General features: G+C 62.2%; 17 protein-coding genes and 2 pseudogenes. 9 read left to right on the forward strand and 10 right to left on the reverse strand.

The genetic code is table 11. The annotated features are described in order from the left end of the window. Together EFD56_RS29995 and EFD56_RS33325 are read left to right on the forward strand one after the other, a co-directional pair. A pseudogene (locus EFD56_RS29995) lies at positions 1-117 on the forward strand (IS630 family transposase); the annotation flags it as partial. 6 nt (positions 118-123) lie between these two features. Then, positions 124-255, forward strand: a pseudogene (locus EFD56_RS33325) (methyltransferase); the annotation flags it as partial. An 18-nt stretch (positions 256-273) separates the two neighbouring features. Here EFD56_RS33325 and EFD56_RS30005 read toward each other — a convergent pair. From EFD56_RS30005 to EFD56_RS30025, 5 genes are all read right to left on the reverse strand, one after another. Next, the gene (locus EFD56_RS30005; RefSeq protein WP_085742545.1) at positions 274-1497 is read right to left on the reverse strand and encodes a molybdopterin molybdotransferase MoeA; all 1224 of its coding nucleotides are present in this window, start codon (positions 1495-1497) and stop codon (positions 274-276) included. Then, positions 1494-1991 carry a cyclic pyranopterin monophosphate synthase MoaC gene (gene moaC, locus EFD56_RS30010; RefSeq protein ID WP_010005650.1) on the reverse strand — a complete coding sequence of 166 codons (498 nt, stop codon included), beginning with the start codon at positions 1989-1991 and terminating at the stop codon, positions 1494-1496. The genes EFD56_RS30005 and moaC overlap by 4 nt, the downstream gene beginning before the upstream one ends. 1 nt (position 1992) lies before the next feature. Then, positions 1993-2805, reverse strand: a complete 813-nt coding sequence (trpC, locus tag EFD56_RS30015) for an indole-3-glycerol phosphate synthase TrpC (protein ID WP_085742544.1) — start codon at positions 2803-2805, stop codon at positions 1993-1995. 9 nt (positions 2806-2814) lie between these two features. Continuing rightward, positions 2815-3831, reverse strand: coding sequence for an anthranilate phosphoribosyltransferase (gene trpD, locus EFD56_RS30020; protein WP_085742543.1), 1017 nt, complete (start codon positions 3829-3831; stop codon positions 2815-2817). A 121-nt stretch (positions 3832-3952) separates the two neighbouring features. Continuing rightward, positions 3953-5845, reverse strand: a complete 1893-nt coding sequence (locus EFD56_RS30025) for a peptidylprolyl isomerase (protein WP_126907011.1) — start codon at positions 5843-5845, stop codon at positions 3953-3955. Positions 5846-6064: 219 nt separating this feature from the next. Here EFD56_RS30025 and EFD56_RS30030 point away from each other — a divergent pair, with 219 nt between their 5' ends. Further along, a complete protein-coding gene (locus EFD56_RS30030) occupies positions 6065-6346 on the forward strand; it encodes a hypothetical protein (protein ID WP_004672489.1) in 282 nt (93 codons plus the stop codon). A gap of 77 nt (positions 6347-6423) precedes the next feature. Here EFD56_RS30030 and EFD56_RS30035 read toward each other — a convergent pair whose 3' ends face one another. Then, a complete protein-coding gene (locus EFD56_RS30035) occupies positions 6424-6678 on the reverse strand; it encodes a GlsB/YeaQ/YmgE family stress response membrane protein (protein WP_004672487.1) in 255 nt (84 codons plus the stop codon). Between the two features lie 573 nt (positions 6679-7251). Between EFD56_RS30035 and EFD56_RS30040 the strand changes: the two genes are divergently transcribed. The 3 genes from EFD56_RS30040 (at position 7252) to EFD56_RS30050 (ending at position 9723) form a co-directional block, all read left to right on the forward strand. Further along, positions 7252-7407: a hypothetical protein gene (locus EFD56_RS30040; RefSeq protein ID WP_004672484.1), complete on the forward strand. Its 156-nt coding sequence runs from the start codon at positions 7252-7254 to the stop codon at positions 7405-7407. Between the two features lie 500 nt (positions 7408-7907). After that, complete coding sequence (locus EFD56_RS30045; protein ID WP_085742541.1) at positions 7908-8801, forward strand: transglutaminase family protein; 894 nt, start codon at positions 7908-7910, stop codon at positions 8799-8801. A 112-nt stretch (positions 8802-8913) separates the two neighbouring features. Continuing rightward, the gene (locus EFD56_RS30050; protein WP_126907012.1) at positions 8914-9723 is read left to right on the forward strand and encodes a transglutaminase-like domain-containing protein; all 810 of its coding nucleotides are present in this window, start codon (positions 8914-8916) and stop codon (positions 9721-9723) included. Between the two features lie 31 nt (positions 9724-9754). Here the strand turns inward: EFD56_RS30050 and EFD56_RS30055 are convergent, their stop codons facing one another. Next, positions 9755-9979, reverse strand: coding sequence for an alkylphosphonate utilization protein (locus EFD56_RS30055; RefSeq protein WP_064710564.1), 225 nt, complete (start codon positions 9977-9979; stop codon positions 9755-9757). 105 nt (positions 9980-10084) lie between these two features. Beyond that, positions 10085-10978 carry a LysR family transcriptional regulator gene (locus EFD56_RS30060; RefSeq protein WP_085742540.1) on the reverse strand — a complete coding sequence of 298 codons (894 nt, stop codon included), beginning with the start codon at positions 10976-10978 and terminating at the stop codon, positions 10085-10087. Positions 10979-11115: 137 nt separating this feature from the next. On the opposite strand from EFD56_RS30060, the gene EFD56_RS30065 reads away from it, so the two are divergent. Both EFD56_RS30065 and EFD56_RS30070 read left to right on the forward strand, forming a co-directional pair. Beyond that, positions 11116-12549: an MFS transporter gene (locus EFD56_RS30065; protein WP_126907013.1), complete on the forward strand. Its 1434-nt coding sequence runs from the start codon at positions 11116-11118 to the stop codon at positions 12547-12549. A 132-nt stretch (positions 12550-12681) separates the two neighbouring features. Further along, on the forward strand, positions 12682-13821 hold the full coding sequence (locus tag EFD56_RS30070; RefSeq protein WP_085742538.1) for a hypothetical protein: 1140 nt from the start codon (positions 12682-12684) through the stop codon (positions 13819-13821). Between the two features lie 259 nt (positions 13822-14080). Here the strand turns inward: EFD56_RS30070 and EFD56_RS30080 are convergent, their stop codons facing one another. Continuing rightward, positions 14081-15085: a quinone oxidoreductase family protein gene (locus EFD56_RS30080; RefSeq protein WP_085742537.1), complete on the reverse strand. Its 1005-nt coding sequence runs from the start codon at positions 15083-15085 to the stop codon at positions 14081-14083. Positions 15086-15161: 76 nt separating this feature from the next. Beyond that, the gene (locus tag EFD56_RS30085) at positions 15162-15887 is read right to left on the reverse strand and encodes a 3-keto-5-aminohexanoate cleavage protein (protein WP_085742536.1); all 726 of its coding nucleotides are present in this window, start codon (positions 15885-15887) and stop codon (positions 15162-15164) included. 182 nt (positions 15888-16069) lie between these two features. Here EFD56_RS30085 and EFD56_RS30090 point away from each other — a divergent pair, with 182 nt between their 5' ends. Then, positions 16070-16954 (forward strand): LysR family transcriptional regulator, encoded by an 885-nt coding sequence (locus EFD56_RS30090; RefSeq protein ID WP_085742535.1) that lies wholly within the window; start codon positions 16070-16072, stop codon positions 16952-16954. The last annotated feature ends 5 nt before the right edge of the window (positions 16955-16959 follow it).

Consider the following 16959-nt stretch of genomic DNA (forward strand, 5'->3'; position numbering starts at 1 on the left):
CAGAAGCGAACCATCGATGACACCTGGCGCCACATCGGACACCTCGTCACAACCATCGAGCCCAGCGAATGCAGCAACTACTTCGCCAATGCCGGATATGCTTCCGTGAAAACCTGAAACGCTCTAATCGGCGATCCGCATCGCGCCTACCTGCCGCAGGGCGCACTTCAGCAAATTGCGACGCATGCGGTTTCGGATTTTGGGGCTGGGTTCAGTGACGCGGCGGTGCAGGCGGGCGTTTTTTCCCTTTCCTGAAGCAGCTGAAAGTCTGAACTATACCAGAAGATCCGGCCGCAACAGCATGACCGGGCAGGGCGCTCCGGCTGGCAGTTCCGGCGCGTGCGGCGGGCGGATGATGAGGCAATCGGCTTGCGCAAATACTTTCATCATCGAGGAATCCTGTTTGCCGAAGGGTTCGGCGAGCCAGTTGCCGGCGGCGGATTTCGACAGTTTCGCCCTGATATAATCCTGCCGATGGTCATTGGCGCGCAGCGGTACGGCCGCCTCCACCGTTGCCTCACGCCGCACCGGCGGCAGGGCGGCGAGCTTGCGGATCAGCGGTTCCAGGAAGAGCAGCGAACAGACGAGGCTCGATACCGGGTTACCGGGCAGACCGAGCACATGCTTCTCGCCGAAGCTGCCGACCATCAGCGGCTTGCCGGGACGCATGGCGATGCGCCAGAAATCGAGCTGCATGCCGGCCTCGATCAGCGTCGCCTGGACCAGGTCATGGTCGCCGACCGAAGCGCCGCCGAGCGTGACGATGACATCGGCCTTAGCAGCGCGTGCCATCTCGATCGCCGCGGTGATCCTTCCCTTGTCGTCCGGGACGATGCCGAGATCGAGCATGTCGGCGCCGGCCTTGCGGGCGAGGGCTGCGATGCCGAACGTATTGGATGCGATGATCTGTGAAGGGCCGGGCGTGCTTCCGGGCGGCAGCAGTTCGTCGCCGGTCGCCAGGATGGCGATCAGCGGGCGTTTGAGAACCTCGACATCGGGCCGGTTCATGCCGGCTGCGACCGTCAGCCGCGAGAAATCGAGCACGGTGCCGGCGGACAGCACAGCTTCACCCTCGACGAAATCCTGGCCGCGGGGACGCACATGCTGGCCCTGGCGGACGGGGAAACTGGTTCTGATTCCGCCTTCGACCTTCTCAGCATCCTCCTGCAGCAGCACGCTGTCGGCGCCTGGCGGCACAGGCGCACCGGTGAAAATGCGGACGGCTTCTCCGTGGCCCACGGTGCCCGCAAAGCCGTGGCCAGCGGCCGAGGTGCCGATAACCTTCAGCAGAGCACCCGGCTCCGGCGCGTCGTCTCGGCGCAGCGCATAGCCATCCATCGCCGACGCATTGAAAGGTGGCTGTGTCAGCCCCGCCGTGAGATCGACAGCAAGGACGCGGCCCTCCGCTTCGGCGAGCGGCAGGCTCTCGAATGCTGTGACCGGCTTTGCCCGAGAGAGCAAGCGGTTCTGTGCCTCGGTGACCGGGAGGAGGTTCATCTCGCCTCCGGATGACGGAAATCGCCGGATTTGCCGCCGGACTTTTCCAGCAGCCGGATGCCGCCGATCTCCATTGCCTTGTCGGCGGCCTTGGCCATGTCGTAGATCGTCAGACACGCGACGGAGACGGCGGTCAGCGCCTCCATCTCAACACCGGTCTTGCCGGTCAGCTTAGCGGTTGCCGTGACACGCAGGCCTGGCAGGGCGGTGTCTTCCGCGATCTCGACCGTCACCTTCGTCAGCATCAGCGGATGGCAGAGCGGGATCAGGTCGGCGGTGCGTTTGGCGGCCATGATGCCGGCAAGGCGGGCCGTGCCGATCACGTCGCCCTTCTTGGCATTGCCCTGGCGGATGAGCGCGAGCGTTTCCGGGGCCATTCTCACATAGCCTTCGGCGGTGGCGACGCGCACGGTTTCGGCCTTGTCGGAGACGTCGACCATGTGCGCCTCGCCTGACGCATCGATATGGGTGAGGCCGGGCTTACCGCCGCTCATCTCATTCGGCCGCGATTGCCGCTTCGCCGACGAGCAGCGCGCGGGTGGCGGCCGTCACGTCGTCCTTGCGCATCAGGCTTTCGCCGACCAGGAAGGTATTGATGCCGGTGGCTTGCAGGCGCTTGCAATCGGCATGGGTGAAGATGCCGCTCTCGCCGACGAGGAGCCGGTCATCAGGAACCATGGAGGCAAGCGTCTCGCTGACGGTCAGGCTGACTTCGAAAGTTCGCAGGTTGCGGTTGTTGATGCCGATAAGCGGCGAGGAAAGCTTCAGCGCACGTTCCATTTCCGGCGCGTCGTGAACCTCGACCAGCACATCCATGCCGAGCGAAAAAGCTTCGTCCTGCAGACGCTCCGCCTCGTCATCTGTCAGCGACGCCATGATCAGCAGGATGCAATCGGCGCCCCAGGCGCGGGCCTCATGCACCTGATAGGTCTCGAACATGAAATCCTTGCGCAAAGCGGGCAGGGCACAGGCGGCCCGTGCCGCCGTCAAAAATTCCGGTGCACCTTGAAAGCTTGGCGTATCGGTGAGCACGGAAAGGCAGGCTGCGCCGCCGGCTTCGTAGGCCTTTGCCAGCGCCGGCGGATCGAAATCCGGACGAATGAGACCCTTGGACGGGCTTGCCTTCTTGATCTCGGCGATCAGGCCGAAAAGGCCAGCCTCACGCTTGGCCGTGAGCGCCCGGTAAAAGCCGCGCGGCGCGGACTGCCCGGCCTGCATCGCCTTCAGGTCGGCCAGCGACACCGTCGCCTTGGCGGCGGCGATTTCCTCGCGCTTGTAGAGTTCGATCTTCTTCAGGATATCGCTCATCCGGCAATCCTAATCGATATCGTTGGAAACGGCGATGAGTTTGTCGAGAGCGAGCGCCGTGGCGCCGCTATCGAGCGAATGCGCGGCAAGCTTCATGCCGTCGCGGATCGTTTCGGCCTTGCCCGAGATGACGAGCGAGGCGGCAGCATTTGCCAGCGAGACATCGCGGTAGGCGTTCCTCGCGCCGCCAAGAACCTCGCGAAGTGCTGCGGCATTGGCGACACCGTCGCCACCCTTAATATCGGCGAGCACGCAGGGGCTGACGCCGAAGTCGGCGGGCGAGAGCTCGAAGGTGCGGATCTTGCCGTCTTCGAGGGCGGCAACCTTGGTGATGCCTGTTGTGGTGATCTCGTCGAGACCGTCGCCATGGACGACCCAGACGCATTCGGAGCCGAGATCGCGCATGACTTCGGCCAGCGGCACCAGCCATTGCGGCGAAAAGACGCCAAGCAGCTGGCGGCGCACACCGGCCGGATTGGAAAGCGGCCCCAGAAGATTGAAGATGGTGCGGGTGCCGAGTTCGACGCGGGAGGGACCGACATGGCGCATGGCGGAATGGTGGAGCTGCGCGAACATGAAGCCGACGCTGGCCTCGGCAATGCAGCGGGAAATGATCTCGGGACCGACATCGATATTGACGCCAAGAGCCGAAAGATTGTCCGCCGCGCCGGACTTCGAACTCAGCGCCCGGTTGCCGTGCTTTGCCACCGGCACACCGGCGCCGGCAACGATCAGCGCCGCCAGCGTCGAAATATTGTAGGTGCCGCTGGCATCACCGCCGGTGCCGACGATGTCGATGGCATCGGCCGGCGCCTCGACGGTCAGCATTTTCGACCGCATGGTGGTGACGGCGCCGACGATCTCATCGACGCTTTCGCCGCGCACGCGCAACGCCATCAGGAAGCCGCCGATCTGTGAAGGCGTCGCCTGGCCCGACATCAGAATGTCGAAGGCAGCGCGCGCCTCGTCACGCGTCAGCGGCTCGCGGCTTGCGGCCTTGGCCAGGAACGGCTTCAGATCGGTCATAAAACCTCCCAGAACACGACACCGAAAACTATAAGCGACCTTCGGCGGACATCATGCTCTAACTGTTGAATACGAAACAGGATTCAGATTTAGGCCCAACCGGGCCTAAAATCATCCTGTTCTAGCGGGCGGCCGTCTGTTCGGCGAGCGTCTGGTTGACTTGCGCGCCGTACTGCGTCTGCAGCAGGTTGACCATCTGATCGAGGATATCATCGCCGGCGGCGTTGGCCATGGCGGTCAGCTGGGCATCGCGGTTGTTCAGCACGTCGCCGGTCGGCTGGCTGTTGACCTCGGTCACCTTCATCAGGATCTGCGTCGAGGGATCGGCGCCGACAGCGCTTGCCACCGTATCGACAGGGCCGGAGAAGGCGGCCTTGACGCCGGCGCGGCCGAGAACCGGATCGTCGGTGGAGCGGGTAATGCCGCTCTTGCTTTCGACGGCGATGCCGAGTGGCGTCGCAATGTCCGCAAGGGCGGTGCCCTTTTGTGCCTCGGCCTTCAATTCGTCGGCCTTTTTGGCCAGTTCGGCCTTCTGCTGCTCCGCCGTCCAGTCCTCGACGGCTTTTTCGCGCACCTCGGCGATCGGACGGTCGCGGTCCGGTGTGATCTCGCGGACGTTGAACCAGACGTAACCATCATTGCCGATCGGAAGCGGCGGCGCATCGACGCCGACCTCGGTCTTGAACGCTTCCCCGAGCAGCTGCTGTTTGGCAGGGATATCCTTGACCTCTTTGCCGTCCTTGTCGGCACCGGTCGCGTCGACGGCATCGACGGTTACGGCGTTGAGCTTCAGCTGGCCGGCGATATCTTCAAGCGTGGCGCCGCCAGCGCGCAGATCCTCGATGCGGTCGTGAACGTTGATCACTTCCTGAGAGGCATTGGAAAGCGCCAGCTGCTTGCGGATCTCGTCTTTCACCTCGTCGAAATTCTTGGTCGTTTCCGCCTTGATGTTGGTGATGCGCAGGATGACGGGACCGAAAGAACCGTCGATAACCGACGTCGTGCCGCCGTCCTTCGAAACCGCGAAGGCGGCGTCGGCGACGGCCTGGTCGGGAACCTTGTCCTTGGTGAATTCGCCAAGGAGCACGTCGCTTGCCGTCTTGCCCTGGTCGGAGACCAGCTGATCGAAGCTGGTGCCGCTCTTCAGCGCGGTTTCGGCGGCGGCGGCAAGATCCTTGCTGGTGAAGGTCAGCTGCTCGATGGTGCGGCTTTCGGGCGTACGATAGCTATCCTTGCCCTTATCGAAGGCTTCGCGGACCTGGTCGTCGGTGACGGTCGCGGCATCGGCGATGTCGGCCGGCTGCAGTTTGAGATAGGCGATCTTGCGATATTCCGGCGCGCGGTAACGCTGTTTGACGCCCTCGAACCAGGCGGCGAGAACATCGTCAGCCGGCGCCTTGATCGGTTCGATATTGGCGTTGGTCAGCAGGAGGTAGTCGACACTGCGGCTTTCATCGCCGTAAAGCTTCAATGCGTCGACCAACGTTTTCGGCGCGGTGAAGCCGTTGGAAACCGCATCGACGATCTGGCTGCGGACAGCGACCTTGCTGCGCTCCTTGATGTAATCATCCTGGCGGATGCCGGCGTTGCGCAGGCGCGAAACGAAAAGTTCGCGATCGAACTGGCCATTGACGGCCTTGAAGGCCGGATCGTCGCCGATCAGCTGGGCGAGGCGATCCTCGGACAGGCCGAGATTCATATCTTCGGCGAGCTGGTCGAGCGAAGCGCCGGCGACGAGCTGGGAGAGCACCTGTTGCTCGACGCCGAAGGCGCGGGCCTGTTCCGGGGTAAGGCGCATGCCGAATTGCTGGCTGAGGCTTGCCACCTGCCGCTGATAGGCGAGGTGGAATTCGTTGACGCCCACATGCTGATCGCCGACGGTCACGACCGTGGTGCTGCTGCCGCCCGAAATCAGCTCACGCGATACGCCCCAGATGCCGAAGGAGGCCACCAGGAGAAGCAGGAGCAGCTTGGCAACCCAGGTCTGAGCAGCTCTTCTCAGAAAATGGAACATGGAAACGCAAACCTCGCAGTATTCATTAGACCCGCGCGCGGGCAGACATTCGACGTTCCTTAGAACAAACACGACAGGAAATGAAGGGTTGTCACGCGAAAAGCTGCGCAGAGCGGCGGCGGCGACGCAAGGCGTTGACGGCAAACAAAAGTCGGCCTCGGCGGAACCTTTCAGGCCGCCATTTCGTTGAAGCGGCATCCCATGAAACAGGAGCAGACCATGGCAGATTTGAAAACCGCTTCCGCCGAATCCACCGCTGCGCGCGTCAAGGCGGATATCGCAGCAGACGATCTGTCGGCGCAGGTCACGGCACTCCGTGAAGATCTGTCCAGACTGACGGACAGTGTGCGGGCGCTGGGGCAGGGGGCGAAGTCGGTGGTGACGGACGAAGCTTCGCTGATGACGGAACGGCTGCGCGACAAGGTTCGCGAAGAACCGATCATGGCGCTCGCGGTGACGGCGGGCATCGCCTATGTTTTCGGCCTGCTAAGCCGCCGGTGACACAGAATTCCGGACAGAAAAAGCCGGACGCAAGGCGCGCCCGGCTTTGAGTCATGTCCGATAGCTATGTCTGACGATCAGCGCCGGATGGCGCGGCCGATGAAAATCAGAAGGCAGGCACCGACGAAGCCGGTGATCAGGTAACCCAGCCAGCCGGCCAGCGGCTGAATGTGCAAGAGACCGAGGATCCAGTTGGCGACGATCGCGCCGACGATGCCAAGCAATATGTTCATGAGCAAGCCCATGCTGCTGCTCATGGCTTTTTCCGCCAGCCAGCCGGCGATACCGCCGATGATGATGGCTGCAATCCAACCCACGCCTGCACTTTCCATGGTAATCCCTCCTGGTAAACCGACTCGCAAGAAAGCACGAAACCGCAGAAAGTTCCACTCCTGGAGGAACTTAGGCGTTTATGGCTGCAGCAGGGTAACGGGCGTCTCCAGCAGGTAGGCAATCAGCTGGAACAGCAGGCCGGCTGCAGCAAGAATTGCGAAGCCAAAAGGCATGATCAGGCTTTTGCTAAACACTCTTCCTCTCCCATTTTGAGTAAAGAATAAGCCTAAGCGTGGCCATCGCAAGATTATTATTAATGGATAGTTAAGAGTAATATTTAATTAAAATTATAAATACCTCCAATGTATTATGATTATCTATGACGGCAGAACCAAAATTACACGTTTTGCTGGCAATGATTCAGCCAATTGTTAAGCAATGCAACACATCATAGAGTTTTTACTTGGTGTAAGCTGTATCACTGGGGAATAGGGCGCCGGAACATGCCCCGATTTGATGCAGGTGCCTAAGCCCTTCGGCCCACCACTGCTTTCATGTGCTGATTGCGGCGGATTGATTTTGGCGCCGACTGCATCATTTTTCATGGAGGTCGCCGCTATAGGGAAAAACCAATGTCAAAAGCTGCTATCGCCTTCGCCTGCCTCTCCCTGCTCACGCTTTCCGCCTGCGGCAATACTGCCTACGGACTGAAGAAGGATGGACAGGAGGCCAGCCACGCAATGGACAACGCCACGCATCGGGTGCTTTCGGCCGGTGCCAAGAAGTAACGGCAGCAGCGAAACGCGCGCCGTCACCGAGCGGCCGAGCTTACATGAAAAAAGCCCGCCTGGGGTGAGGCGGGCTTGGCATAACAGAGAGAATAGACGGATGGAAACCGTCTCGACTAATACACATTTCCTTAAGCGTATGGCCTTGCGTCATTCGACGTAACCGCGACCGACAGATTCCGGTCGCGACCGCCAGGATCGGGTTTAGAAGTTGCCCCAATTCTGAGCGCGGGCACGGGCGCGAATAATCCGATATTCGCGACCGCCATAGAGCGAACCGATGGTCAGCAGAAGCGTTAGAACGTCCCAGATGATATGCATGTCATCCTCTCAGGTTGGACGGCTCTGCCGTCGATCGGTGAAGGTACAATAGCAATCTTTCAAACCTGCTTATATGACAAGAAATCGGGATAGGCGGGGAAGCGGGAAGGGCGCTTCATGAGGAGACGGAGTCGCCATCTTGGGAGCAGTAGGGTGAATGGATCAGCCGGTGGCGGGCCATGACAATTTTCTCCGTCCGCCACATCACGGCCTATCGTTACCGCAGGGAGGTCGATTTCGGCGAGCATCGCCTGATGTTCCGGCCGCGCGACAGTTTCGACCAGCGGCTGATCGAAGCGTCGCTGACGACCTATCCGGAGCAAAGTCATGTGCGCTGGATCCACGATGTTTTCGGCAATTGCGTGGCGCTCGTCGATTTTTCGCGGCCATCGTCCGAGCTGCGTTTCGAAACCTGGATCACGCTCGACCACACACCCCAGCTCGCTCCGGATATTCGAATCGACGAGGCGGCGCTCATCTATCCCTTCTCCTACGGCAAGGACGAAATCGCCGATCTCGCACCGGCGATGCAGCGCCATTATCCCGATCCGGGCGATGAGATCGGCCGCTGGGCGCGCCGGTTTGTCCGCCTGGGGCACCCGACCGAGACCGGGCACCTGCTGATGACGCTTTGTTATGCCATTCGGGAAAGCTTCGTTTATGCGCGGCGCCAGGAACATGGCACGCAGACACCGCTTGAGACCTTGCATCTTCGCTCCGGCACGTGTCGGGATTTCGCGCTTCTGATGATGGAGGCAGCACGCACGCTCGGCCTGGCAGCGCGATTCGTCAGCGGCTATGTTTACGTTCCCGATCGGGATGGCTCCACCGTGCTCGGCGGCGGTTCGACGCATGCATGGTGCCAGATCTATCTTCCCGGGGCCGGCTGGGCGGAATTCGATCCGACCAACGGCATCGTCGGCAACCGCGATCTCATTCGCGTGGCCGTTGCCCGTGATCCGCGCCAGGCAATTCCATTGAGCGGGAGCTATGACGGCGACGGGTCGGATTTCGACAGCATGACAGTCCAGGTCAATGTGACCACGCGGCAGCCTTGGATAAAAGAGGGGTGACGGTGGATCGCCCGCGGCTGGATGACAGTTGCGCGGCCTGCTGGAACCGGGCAGCGCTATCGGCGTTCCATACTCACCTCCGCTCATGCGGGGAGAGGACGAGGAAGCCACAATGAAGATACGCGCCGGGTTTCATCTGGGCTATGAATGCATCCAGCCGACGCCGATGCTACTGGTGCTCAACATTCACCCCTCCCGTCGCGCCGATCTTTTGAGCGAGCAGGTCCTGACATTCGACCGGCCAATCGAAGCCTGGGAATATACCGACAGTTTCGGCAATGCCTGCAGCCGGATCGTCGCCCCGCCCGGGCTGACGACGATTTCGACCAGCTTCGAGATCTACGATACGGGGCAAGCCGACGTCGTGCCCACCGAGGCCGTGCAGCACGCGATCAAGGACCTGCCCGACGAGGTGCTCGTCTTCCTGCTTGGCAGCCGTTATTGCGACACCGACAGGCTCTCGGATTTTGCCTGGGAAACTTTTTCGTCGACGCCGCTCGGCTGGGCGCGCGTGCAGGCGATCTGCGACTTTGTGCATAACCACATCACCTTCGACTATCAGAAGGCCGACGTTCTCAGGACCGCGCATGGCGGCTTCACCGACAAGAGCGGCGTCTGCCGCGACTTCGCCCATCTCGCCATGGCGCTTTGCCGATGCATGAATATTCCTGCGAGATATTGCACGGGCTATCTCGGCGACATCGGCGTTCCGGCCGATCCCAATCCCATGGATTTCAGCGCCTGGTTCGAAGTCTTTCTCGGCGGTCATTGGCATACGGTCGATGCGCGGCACAACACGCCGCGGATCGGCAGAATATTGATGGCGATCGGCCGCGACGCCACCGACGTCGCCATGTCGACGGCTTTCGGCCCGGCAACACTCTCCCGCTTCGAGGTGATTACCGCGGAAGTGGCGGAATAGGCACCCAGGGGTCGCCGCGGGCGAAGAAATCCTATGCCTTCTTCAGAAATTCCGTTTTCAGCACGAGGCCCTTGACCTGCTTGGTGTTGCACTCGATCTCGCCGGGATTGTCCGTCAGGCGAATGCCCTTGACCAGGGTCCCACGCTTCAGCGTCTCTGAGGTGCCCTTGACCTTGAGGTCTTTGATGAGGGTCACAGAATCGCCGTCGTGAAGCTGGCTTCCGTTGCTGTCCTTTACGATAATGTCCTCGGCCATGATGTCCTCACTTGATGATGCGGGAGGGGAAATCACGGCGACACGGGATAGTCAACCGCCGCCCCCTGATAGTCCTATCCGACCTCGGCCTCGCGGGCTCTCCAGTCACGTCGCTGCGCAAACGTCACGAACGCAACCGCGCAGCCAGCGATGCCCGGGATCGGCATCCATTCTGGGGTGCCAAAGCAGTGAAATCGTCAGCTCCGGCGTCGGGACGGGAAGCGGGAAACTGTGCATTCCAACTCGCAAGGCGAGCGTGTGACGTTCGGGAACGCTGGCGATCAGGTCGGAGGCGCGGGCGAGCGCCAGCGCCGTGGAAAAACCGCCGACGATGGTGGCGACCTGCCGTTCCAGCCCGAGCGCGTTCAAAGCGCCGTCGATCGATCCCTTGTCGAGCCCGCGCCGCGAGACGGCGATGTGGCCGCCGGCTGCGTAACGGGCGGGCGTGATCTCCTCCCGGCAAAGCGGATGCCCGATTCGCACGACGCCGACGAAACGGTCGCGGAACAAGGCTTGCGTGCGCACCTCCGGTCCTATCGTGCCGTCGACGACACCGGTTTCAAGATCGACGCTTCCATCGCGCAACGGCGCGCTGTCCTTGTCCGGTTTCTGAACGAAACGCAGCCGCACGCTGGGCGCTTGCCCGCTGAGACGAGCAATGAGATCGGGGCCGAAGCTTTCGGCAAAGCCTTCGCTGGCGCGCAGCGTGAACGTCCGGACGAGCCGGCTGAGATCAAGCGCCTCGGCAGGACGCAGCACCGCCCGGCCATCCTCGACGATGCGGCCGACCCGCTCGCGCAGTTCGAGCGCCCGCGGTGTCGGCACCAGGCCGCGGCCTGCGCGCACCAGCAGCGGATCGCCCGTGGTTTCGCGCAATCGCGCCAGTTGCCGGCTCATGGCCGAAGGGCTGAGACGCAGTCTCTCGGCGGCACGGGCAACGCTGCCTTCGGCAAGCAGGACATCAAGGGTGACAAGCAGGTTAAGGTCAGGTGTCGACATGCATGCGGTATAACATGGTTTCCCCATGATGTGGCGTCAAATGCATGAATGAACTGCAAATGCTGCGCCTTCCGCCATGCCGCGGGTAGGAATAGGTTTCGTGAGCTCCATTTTAGGAGCGCGAAACGGAGGTCAAGGTGAAGCCGATCATTGCAGAACAAGGCGAGGCGGTCGCCGAACGGTCGACGTCCGTCCGCTGGGCACTCGCCAGTCTTTCATTCTCCATGCTGCTGCCGTCGCTCGGCACCAGCATCGCCAATGTCGGCCTGCCGGCCCTTGCCCGGGCATTCGCCGGCTCTTTCCAGGACGCGCAGTGGATCGTGCTGGCCTACCTCCTTGCCATAACCACGTTGATCGTCAGCGTCGGGCGGCTCGGCGATATGTTCGGCCGCAGACGGCTGCTGCTTATCGGTATCTTGCTCTTCACGCTGGCCTCCGTCCTGTGCGCGCTTGCACCGGCGCTCTGGCTGATCACCGCTGCGCGGGCGGTGCAGGGCCTCGGCGCGGCGATCATGATGGCCCTTTCCATGGCGTTTGTCGGCGAAACGGTACCGAAGGCGAAGACCGGCAGCGCCATGGGGCTGCTCGGCACCATGTCGGCGATCGGCACCGCTCTCGGTCCGTCGCTCGGCGGCGTTCTGCTCGCCGGGTTCGGCTGGCCGGCGATCTTCCTCGTCAACGTGCCGCTTGGCGCCGTCACCTTCGCCCTCGCTTATCGTTTTCTGCCTGCCGACGCCAGGATCGGGAAAACACAGCAGTCCGGTTTCGACATGGCCGGCACCGTGCTGCTTGCCGCGACGCTTTCAGCCTATGCGCTGGCAATGACGATCGGGCGCGGCAGCTTCGGGCCGCTGAACCTGGCCCTGCTGGCAGCGACCGTTTGCGGCGTCGGTCTCTTCGTCTTCGTCGAAGCGAGGACGGCATCGCCGCTGATCCGATTGGCGGCGTTCCGCAATCGCCGGCTGAGCGCCAGCCTGGCTATGAACGCGCTGGTCTCGACCGTCATGATGGCGACGCTGGTGGTCGCGCCCTTCTATCTCTCCCGTGCGCTGGGCCTCGGCGAGGCTGCCGTTGGCGCCGTCATGTCGATCGGCCCCGTCATCTCCATCCTGAGCGGCATTCCGGCTGGTCGCCTCGTCGATCGGCTGGATGCGCCATTGGTGATCGCTGCGGGGCTCGCCACCATGGTGACAGGTGCCACCGCTCTTGCCGCACTTCCCGGCATTGCCGGCTACATCGCCGCCGTCGCCATCCTCACGCCCGGTTATCAGCTGTTCCAGGCGGCGAACAACACGGCCGTCATGGCAGATGTCGCCCCCGGTCAGCGCGGGGTCATCTCGGGGGCGCTCAATCTGTCGCGCAATCTCGGGCTGATCACCGGCGCCTCCGTCATGGGCGCTATATTCACGCGAGCATCGGCGGCACCGGATATCGCAACGGCAGGCGCGGAGGCAGTGACGTCGGGCATGAGGATCACCTTCGCGGTTGCCGCCGCGCTGATCACCGTCGCGCTCTCCATTGCGGCGAGAGCTTGCCGACGAGGCACGCCAAAGAATTCTGATGGCAGATGATTGCGCTCGTTGCGGATCAAGCTTGCCGAGGCGCTTCGAATCTTCGAAACTGCTGGCTTACTGCCGGTCTAAGCGAGCCGGATCGCAGACTTGAACCACCGTCCTCACGATGAAATCCCAACAACCACGGTCATGAGCGAATATCAATACTACGAGTTTCAGGCGATCGATCGCCCGCTTGGCGAAGCCGATCGACAAGCTCTGCGGAGCCTGTCGACGCGGGCGCGGATAACCTCCACGAGCTTCACCAATTCTTACGAATGGGGTGACTTCAAGGGTGACCCGGCAGAGCTGATGGAATGCTGGTTCGATATGCACCTCTACCTCGCCAACTGGGGAACGCGGCGGCTGATGATCCGTTTCCCGAAACGGCTGATTGATCGGCAACGCGTCGACGAATTTCTCGGTGCGGGCGATGGCGTCGAACTCAGGACATCGGGCGAGAACCTGATTCTCGACATTTTCTCCGAGGAAGTCCCGGACTACGACGACGATGACGGATCGGGCTGGCTCGCGGCGTTGACGCCGCTGCGCGGCGATGTGCTGCGTGGCGACCTCCGGCTCTTTTATCTGCTGTGGCTGATGGCTGCGCAGGCGGAGGCTCTCGCGCCCGATGCAGTGGCGCCCTTGCCTGGGATCGGCCCGATGAACGGCGCCCTGGAAGCTTTCGCGAGCTTCTTCGGTCTCGATGCCGACCTTGTCGCGGCGGCAGCCGAACGCCCGGCCGAGACGGCATCCGACCGCGCCATGGCATCGGATGCCGTCCAACGCTTCGTGGCTGCGTTGCCCGACAGCGAAAAGACGATGATTCTTACCCGCGTGATCGAGGGCGATCCGCATATGGCAAGCGAATTGGGGCAACGGGCCCGAAGCCTCTTTGCGCCTGCGACCTGCGCCGCCAACCCGAGGCCAACGGTCGCCGAACTGCAAGCCCGTGCCGGCGCCATCCGCGATGCCCGCAGGCGCAGGGAAGACGAACGGCTGGCGGCGGAGCAAAAACGGAAGGCGGCGGAAGAGGCTCGCGCTCGCCGCGCGCGGCTGAATGCGATCATGGAGCGGGGCGAGCATGTCTGGCGCGAGATCGAGGTCGAGATCGAACGCCGTAACGCTTCCGGTTACGACAAAGCCGCCAGTCTCCTCATCGACGTGAAAACGATCGCCGACGAAAGTGGCGAAGCCGCCGACTTCACTCGCCGCCTGCATTCGATCCTCGAACGCCACGCTCAAAAACCGCGCTTCATCGCGCGGCTGAATGATTCGTTTGGGCTTTGACATGTCGATCTAACGGATTACCGCATCCCTTGCGTGTCCCAAGAGGCGCGCGGTACTGTCGGACGAGAAGCAAAACTGAGACCAAGGTCCGATCCGACCCGGACTTCGTGCCGATACCAAACTCGTAGCTGCTGCAATAGGTTTTCGCCGCGGGGCGGAATTGCGGAGTTTTATAGCAGTGACGAAAATCGTCGTTTTGGGAATGATACTGACGCCGGTGATCTTCTGGGCTTCTATCGGCGTCTGGGTCTACTCGCTCTTATCGTGAGGGGCCTGACGGAATGAGGATGATCGAACCGCGCGTGCTGCGTGATTCCATGTCCTCATGCACTTTCACCGCATCGCCCAGCCTGTATTTCGCGAGGTTCGGCGCCTTGACGATACCGGCCTCGATGGCGCGGAAGAGATTTTTCGCTGCCGCCTCGTACTCGCTGCGGTCAGCCGTGTAATGTGCGATGGACGGTCGTGTGACGAAGAGCGATCCCTTTGCGCCGAGAGAGGCAAGGTTGAGGGGAGCGACCGGACCGGAAGCTTCTCCGAAGCTGACAAGCGTGCCGCGCGGGCGCAGGCAATCGAGGGACCTGGCAAAGGTGTCGGCACCGACCGAATCGTAGACGACGTGCACGCCCTTGCCGCCGGTGATCTCGGCTATCCGTGCCCGGAAATCTTCCCTGGTATAGATGATCGTGTGGTCGCAGCCGTTTGCCCGCGCGATGTCGGCCTTTTCCGGCGAGCCGACAGTGCCGATGACGGTGGCGCCGAGATGCTTCAGCCATTGCGTGGCGATCGAGCCGACACCGCCTGCTGCAGCATGAAAGAGAACGATGTCGTCCTTGGCCACCGGCACGCAGCGATGGATCAGATATTCGACGGTCAGCCCCTTGAAAACCAGGGCGGCGACGGTTTCGCTCTCGAGCGCGTCGGGCACCGGCAGAGCGCGCGCGGCAGGCAGGTTTCGATGGGTTGAATAGGCGTTCGGCGGACCGCCGACATAGGCGACGCGGTCACCGAGATCAAAATTCCCGACGCCGTCGCCAAGCGCGGTGACGATGCCGACCCCTTCCACGCCAAGTCCGCTCGGCAGCGGAAGCTGGGCCGCAAAGACGCCTTTGCGATGATAGACGTCGACATAGTTCACACCGATGGCGAGATGCCTGATCTGGATTTCGCCGGCAGCCGGCGCGCTGAGCTCGATCGTTTCGCGCTTGAGCACCTCAGGCGCGCCAAATTCTGAAAATCGGAAAGCTTCCATTCTGGTTGTCATGGCTCTGCCTCGTGAGGAGCAATGGGGCGACCGGGGCAGACGGACCCGGCTACGGAGAAAAAGGTCGACACCGGGATCAGCCCGATTGGCCGCGGAAGATCGCAACGGCTGCGGCGACGAGGGCGGCATTGTCGCCGGCGATCGTTCCGTCCGGCAGGTGCTTGCCATCTTCAAGGCCGACGCGGGTGGAATAACGCCGCTCGCGCGCCGCTCTGACGAAAGGCCAGACGGTCTCGTCGAACCCGTGGAGGAGAACAGGCCTGGGTTGCCGGCTGCGCACGAGCACCGAGATGATGCCGTCGCTGATATGACAGGCGCGCTGCAGATCCTTCTCATCATCGAGCTCGATCAGCACGCGGAAGACCCGCTCATGGTCGCCGAAGCTGACATAGCGCTCCGCATCGGCGAGCGACGCCAGGCCGACTTCGATCCCGACGCCCTTCTGCCTGAGCAGTTGCATAACACCGGGCGCATCGTCTTCGGACAGGTTGACGGAGGCATAATCCGGCAGGACGCGCCACCGGCCGATCGCTTGCCGCGTCCGCTCCGGATCACCTTCGATCCAGGCGCCGGTGGACACGCCGATCAGCGTCCCCGGGCAGGCACGGCGGATGGCGGCGACCGTGTCGTCGACGGCCGCGAGGCTTTCTTTCCCATCGGCTCCGCGCGGATGAACATGAAGCTCGGCGGCTCCGGCCGCAACCGAAGCTGCAGCATCGTGCACCATGGCATTGAGCGTCAGCGGAATGCGCGGGTGGAAATCGCTTGGACGCGCGCCGTTGATGCAGGCCTGGACGATCATAAGAGAGCCTCGCGCATATTGGACCGCCCGAGATGTTGGGCGTCGCAAATCTGGAAAACCCCGAGGCGTACGCCGCCGCCGCCACGGTGTTATCCTTGCCGTTATGGCCATGATGATATCAAATCAGCGCCAATAGGCGATTGTCGAATTGAGAAAGCACTCTTCCAAAAATGGAAAGCCGGATGGACTGGAATGACCTGAAATTCTTTATCGCCGTCGCGGAGCTCAAATCATTGAGTGCAGCGTCACGCCGATTGGGCGTCAGCACATCCACGGTGTCGCGCCGGATCGATGCTCTCGAACGGGCCCTGGGTTCAACGCTGTTTCGGCGTCACGTCGACGGATATGAACTGACCGAGGCGGGCCTTGGCCTGCAGATGCCGGCCGAACAGGCCGAAACGTCGGTGAAGGCTTTCGAAAGGTCGGCGCAAGAGGCGGGGGATCGCATGTCGGGCGTCGTGCGGATCGACGCTCCCGAGCTGCTGGGGCAGCAAATCCTCATCCCCGGTCTTGGCGGCTTGATGCGGGATTATCCCGGCATCCGGCTCGACATCAGATCCAGCGTCCGGCCAGTGCAGCTGGCGACCCAGCAATCCGATATCGTCCTTCGGATCGTGCCGCCGGAAAGGGGCAGCTACCGGATGCGCAGCCTCGGCAAGATCGCGTTCGGCCTTTATGCCCACCAGGACTATCTGGACGCCCATGGCACGCCGTCGAACGAAGGGGATCTGAGCGCGCACCGGGTGATCGGATGGAGCGAGGAGCTTCGCTATCTCTCAATGGCGCTGTGGCTTGAAGAGCTTTTTCCGGGCCTGCAGCCGGCGATGCGGTTTGCTTCGTTCGCGGCGCAGCTGACTGCGGTCGAAAGCGGCTTCGGCATTGCCGTTCTGCCCTGTTTCGCCGCTCTTCGAACCGGGCTGACGCCTGTCCTCTCAGACATTCCCAGACTGAGCCTCGATCTATGGCTTCTGGTGCAGGATCAGGCGGCTCGGACGCCGCGGGTTCAGATCGTGAAAGACCATCTGATCGCGATCCTGACCAAAAGCGCTGATCAACTGGAAGGCTGAGCGCA

This window comes from Rhizobium phaseoli (genome assembly GCF_003985125.1).
In the GTDB taxonomy this organism is placed as follows: Bacteria; Pseudomonadota; Alphaproteobacteria; order Rhizobiales; family Rhizobiaceae; genus Rhizobium; species Rhizobium phaseoli.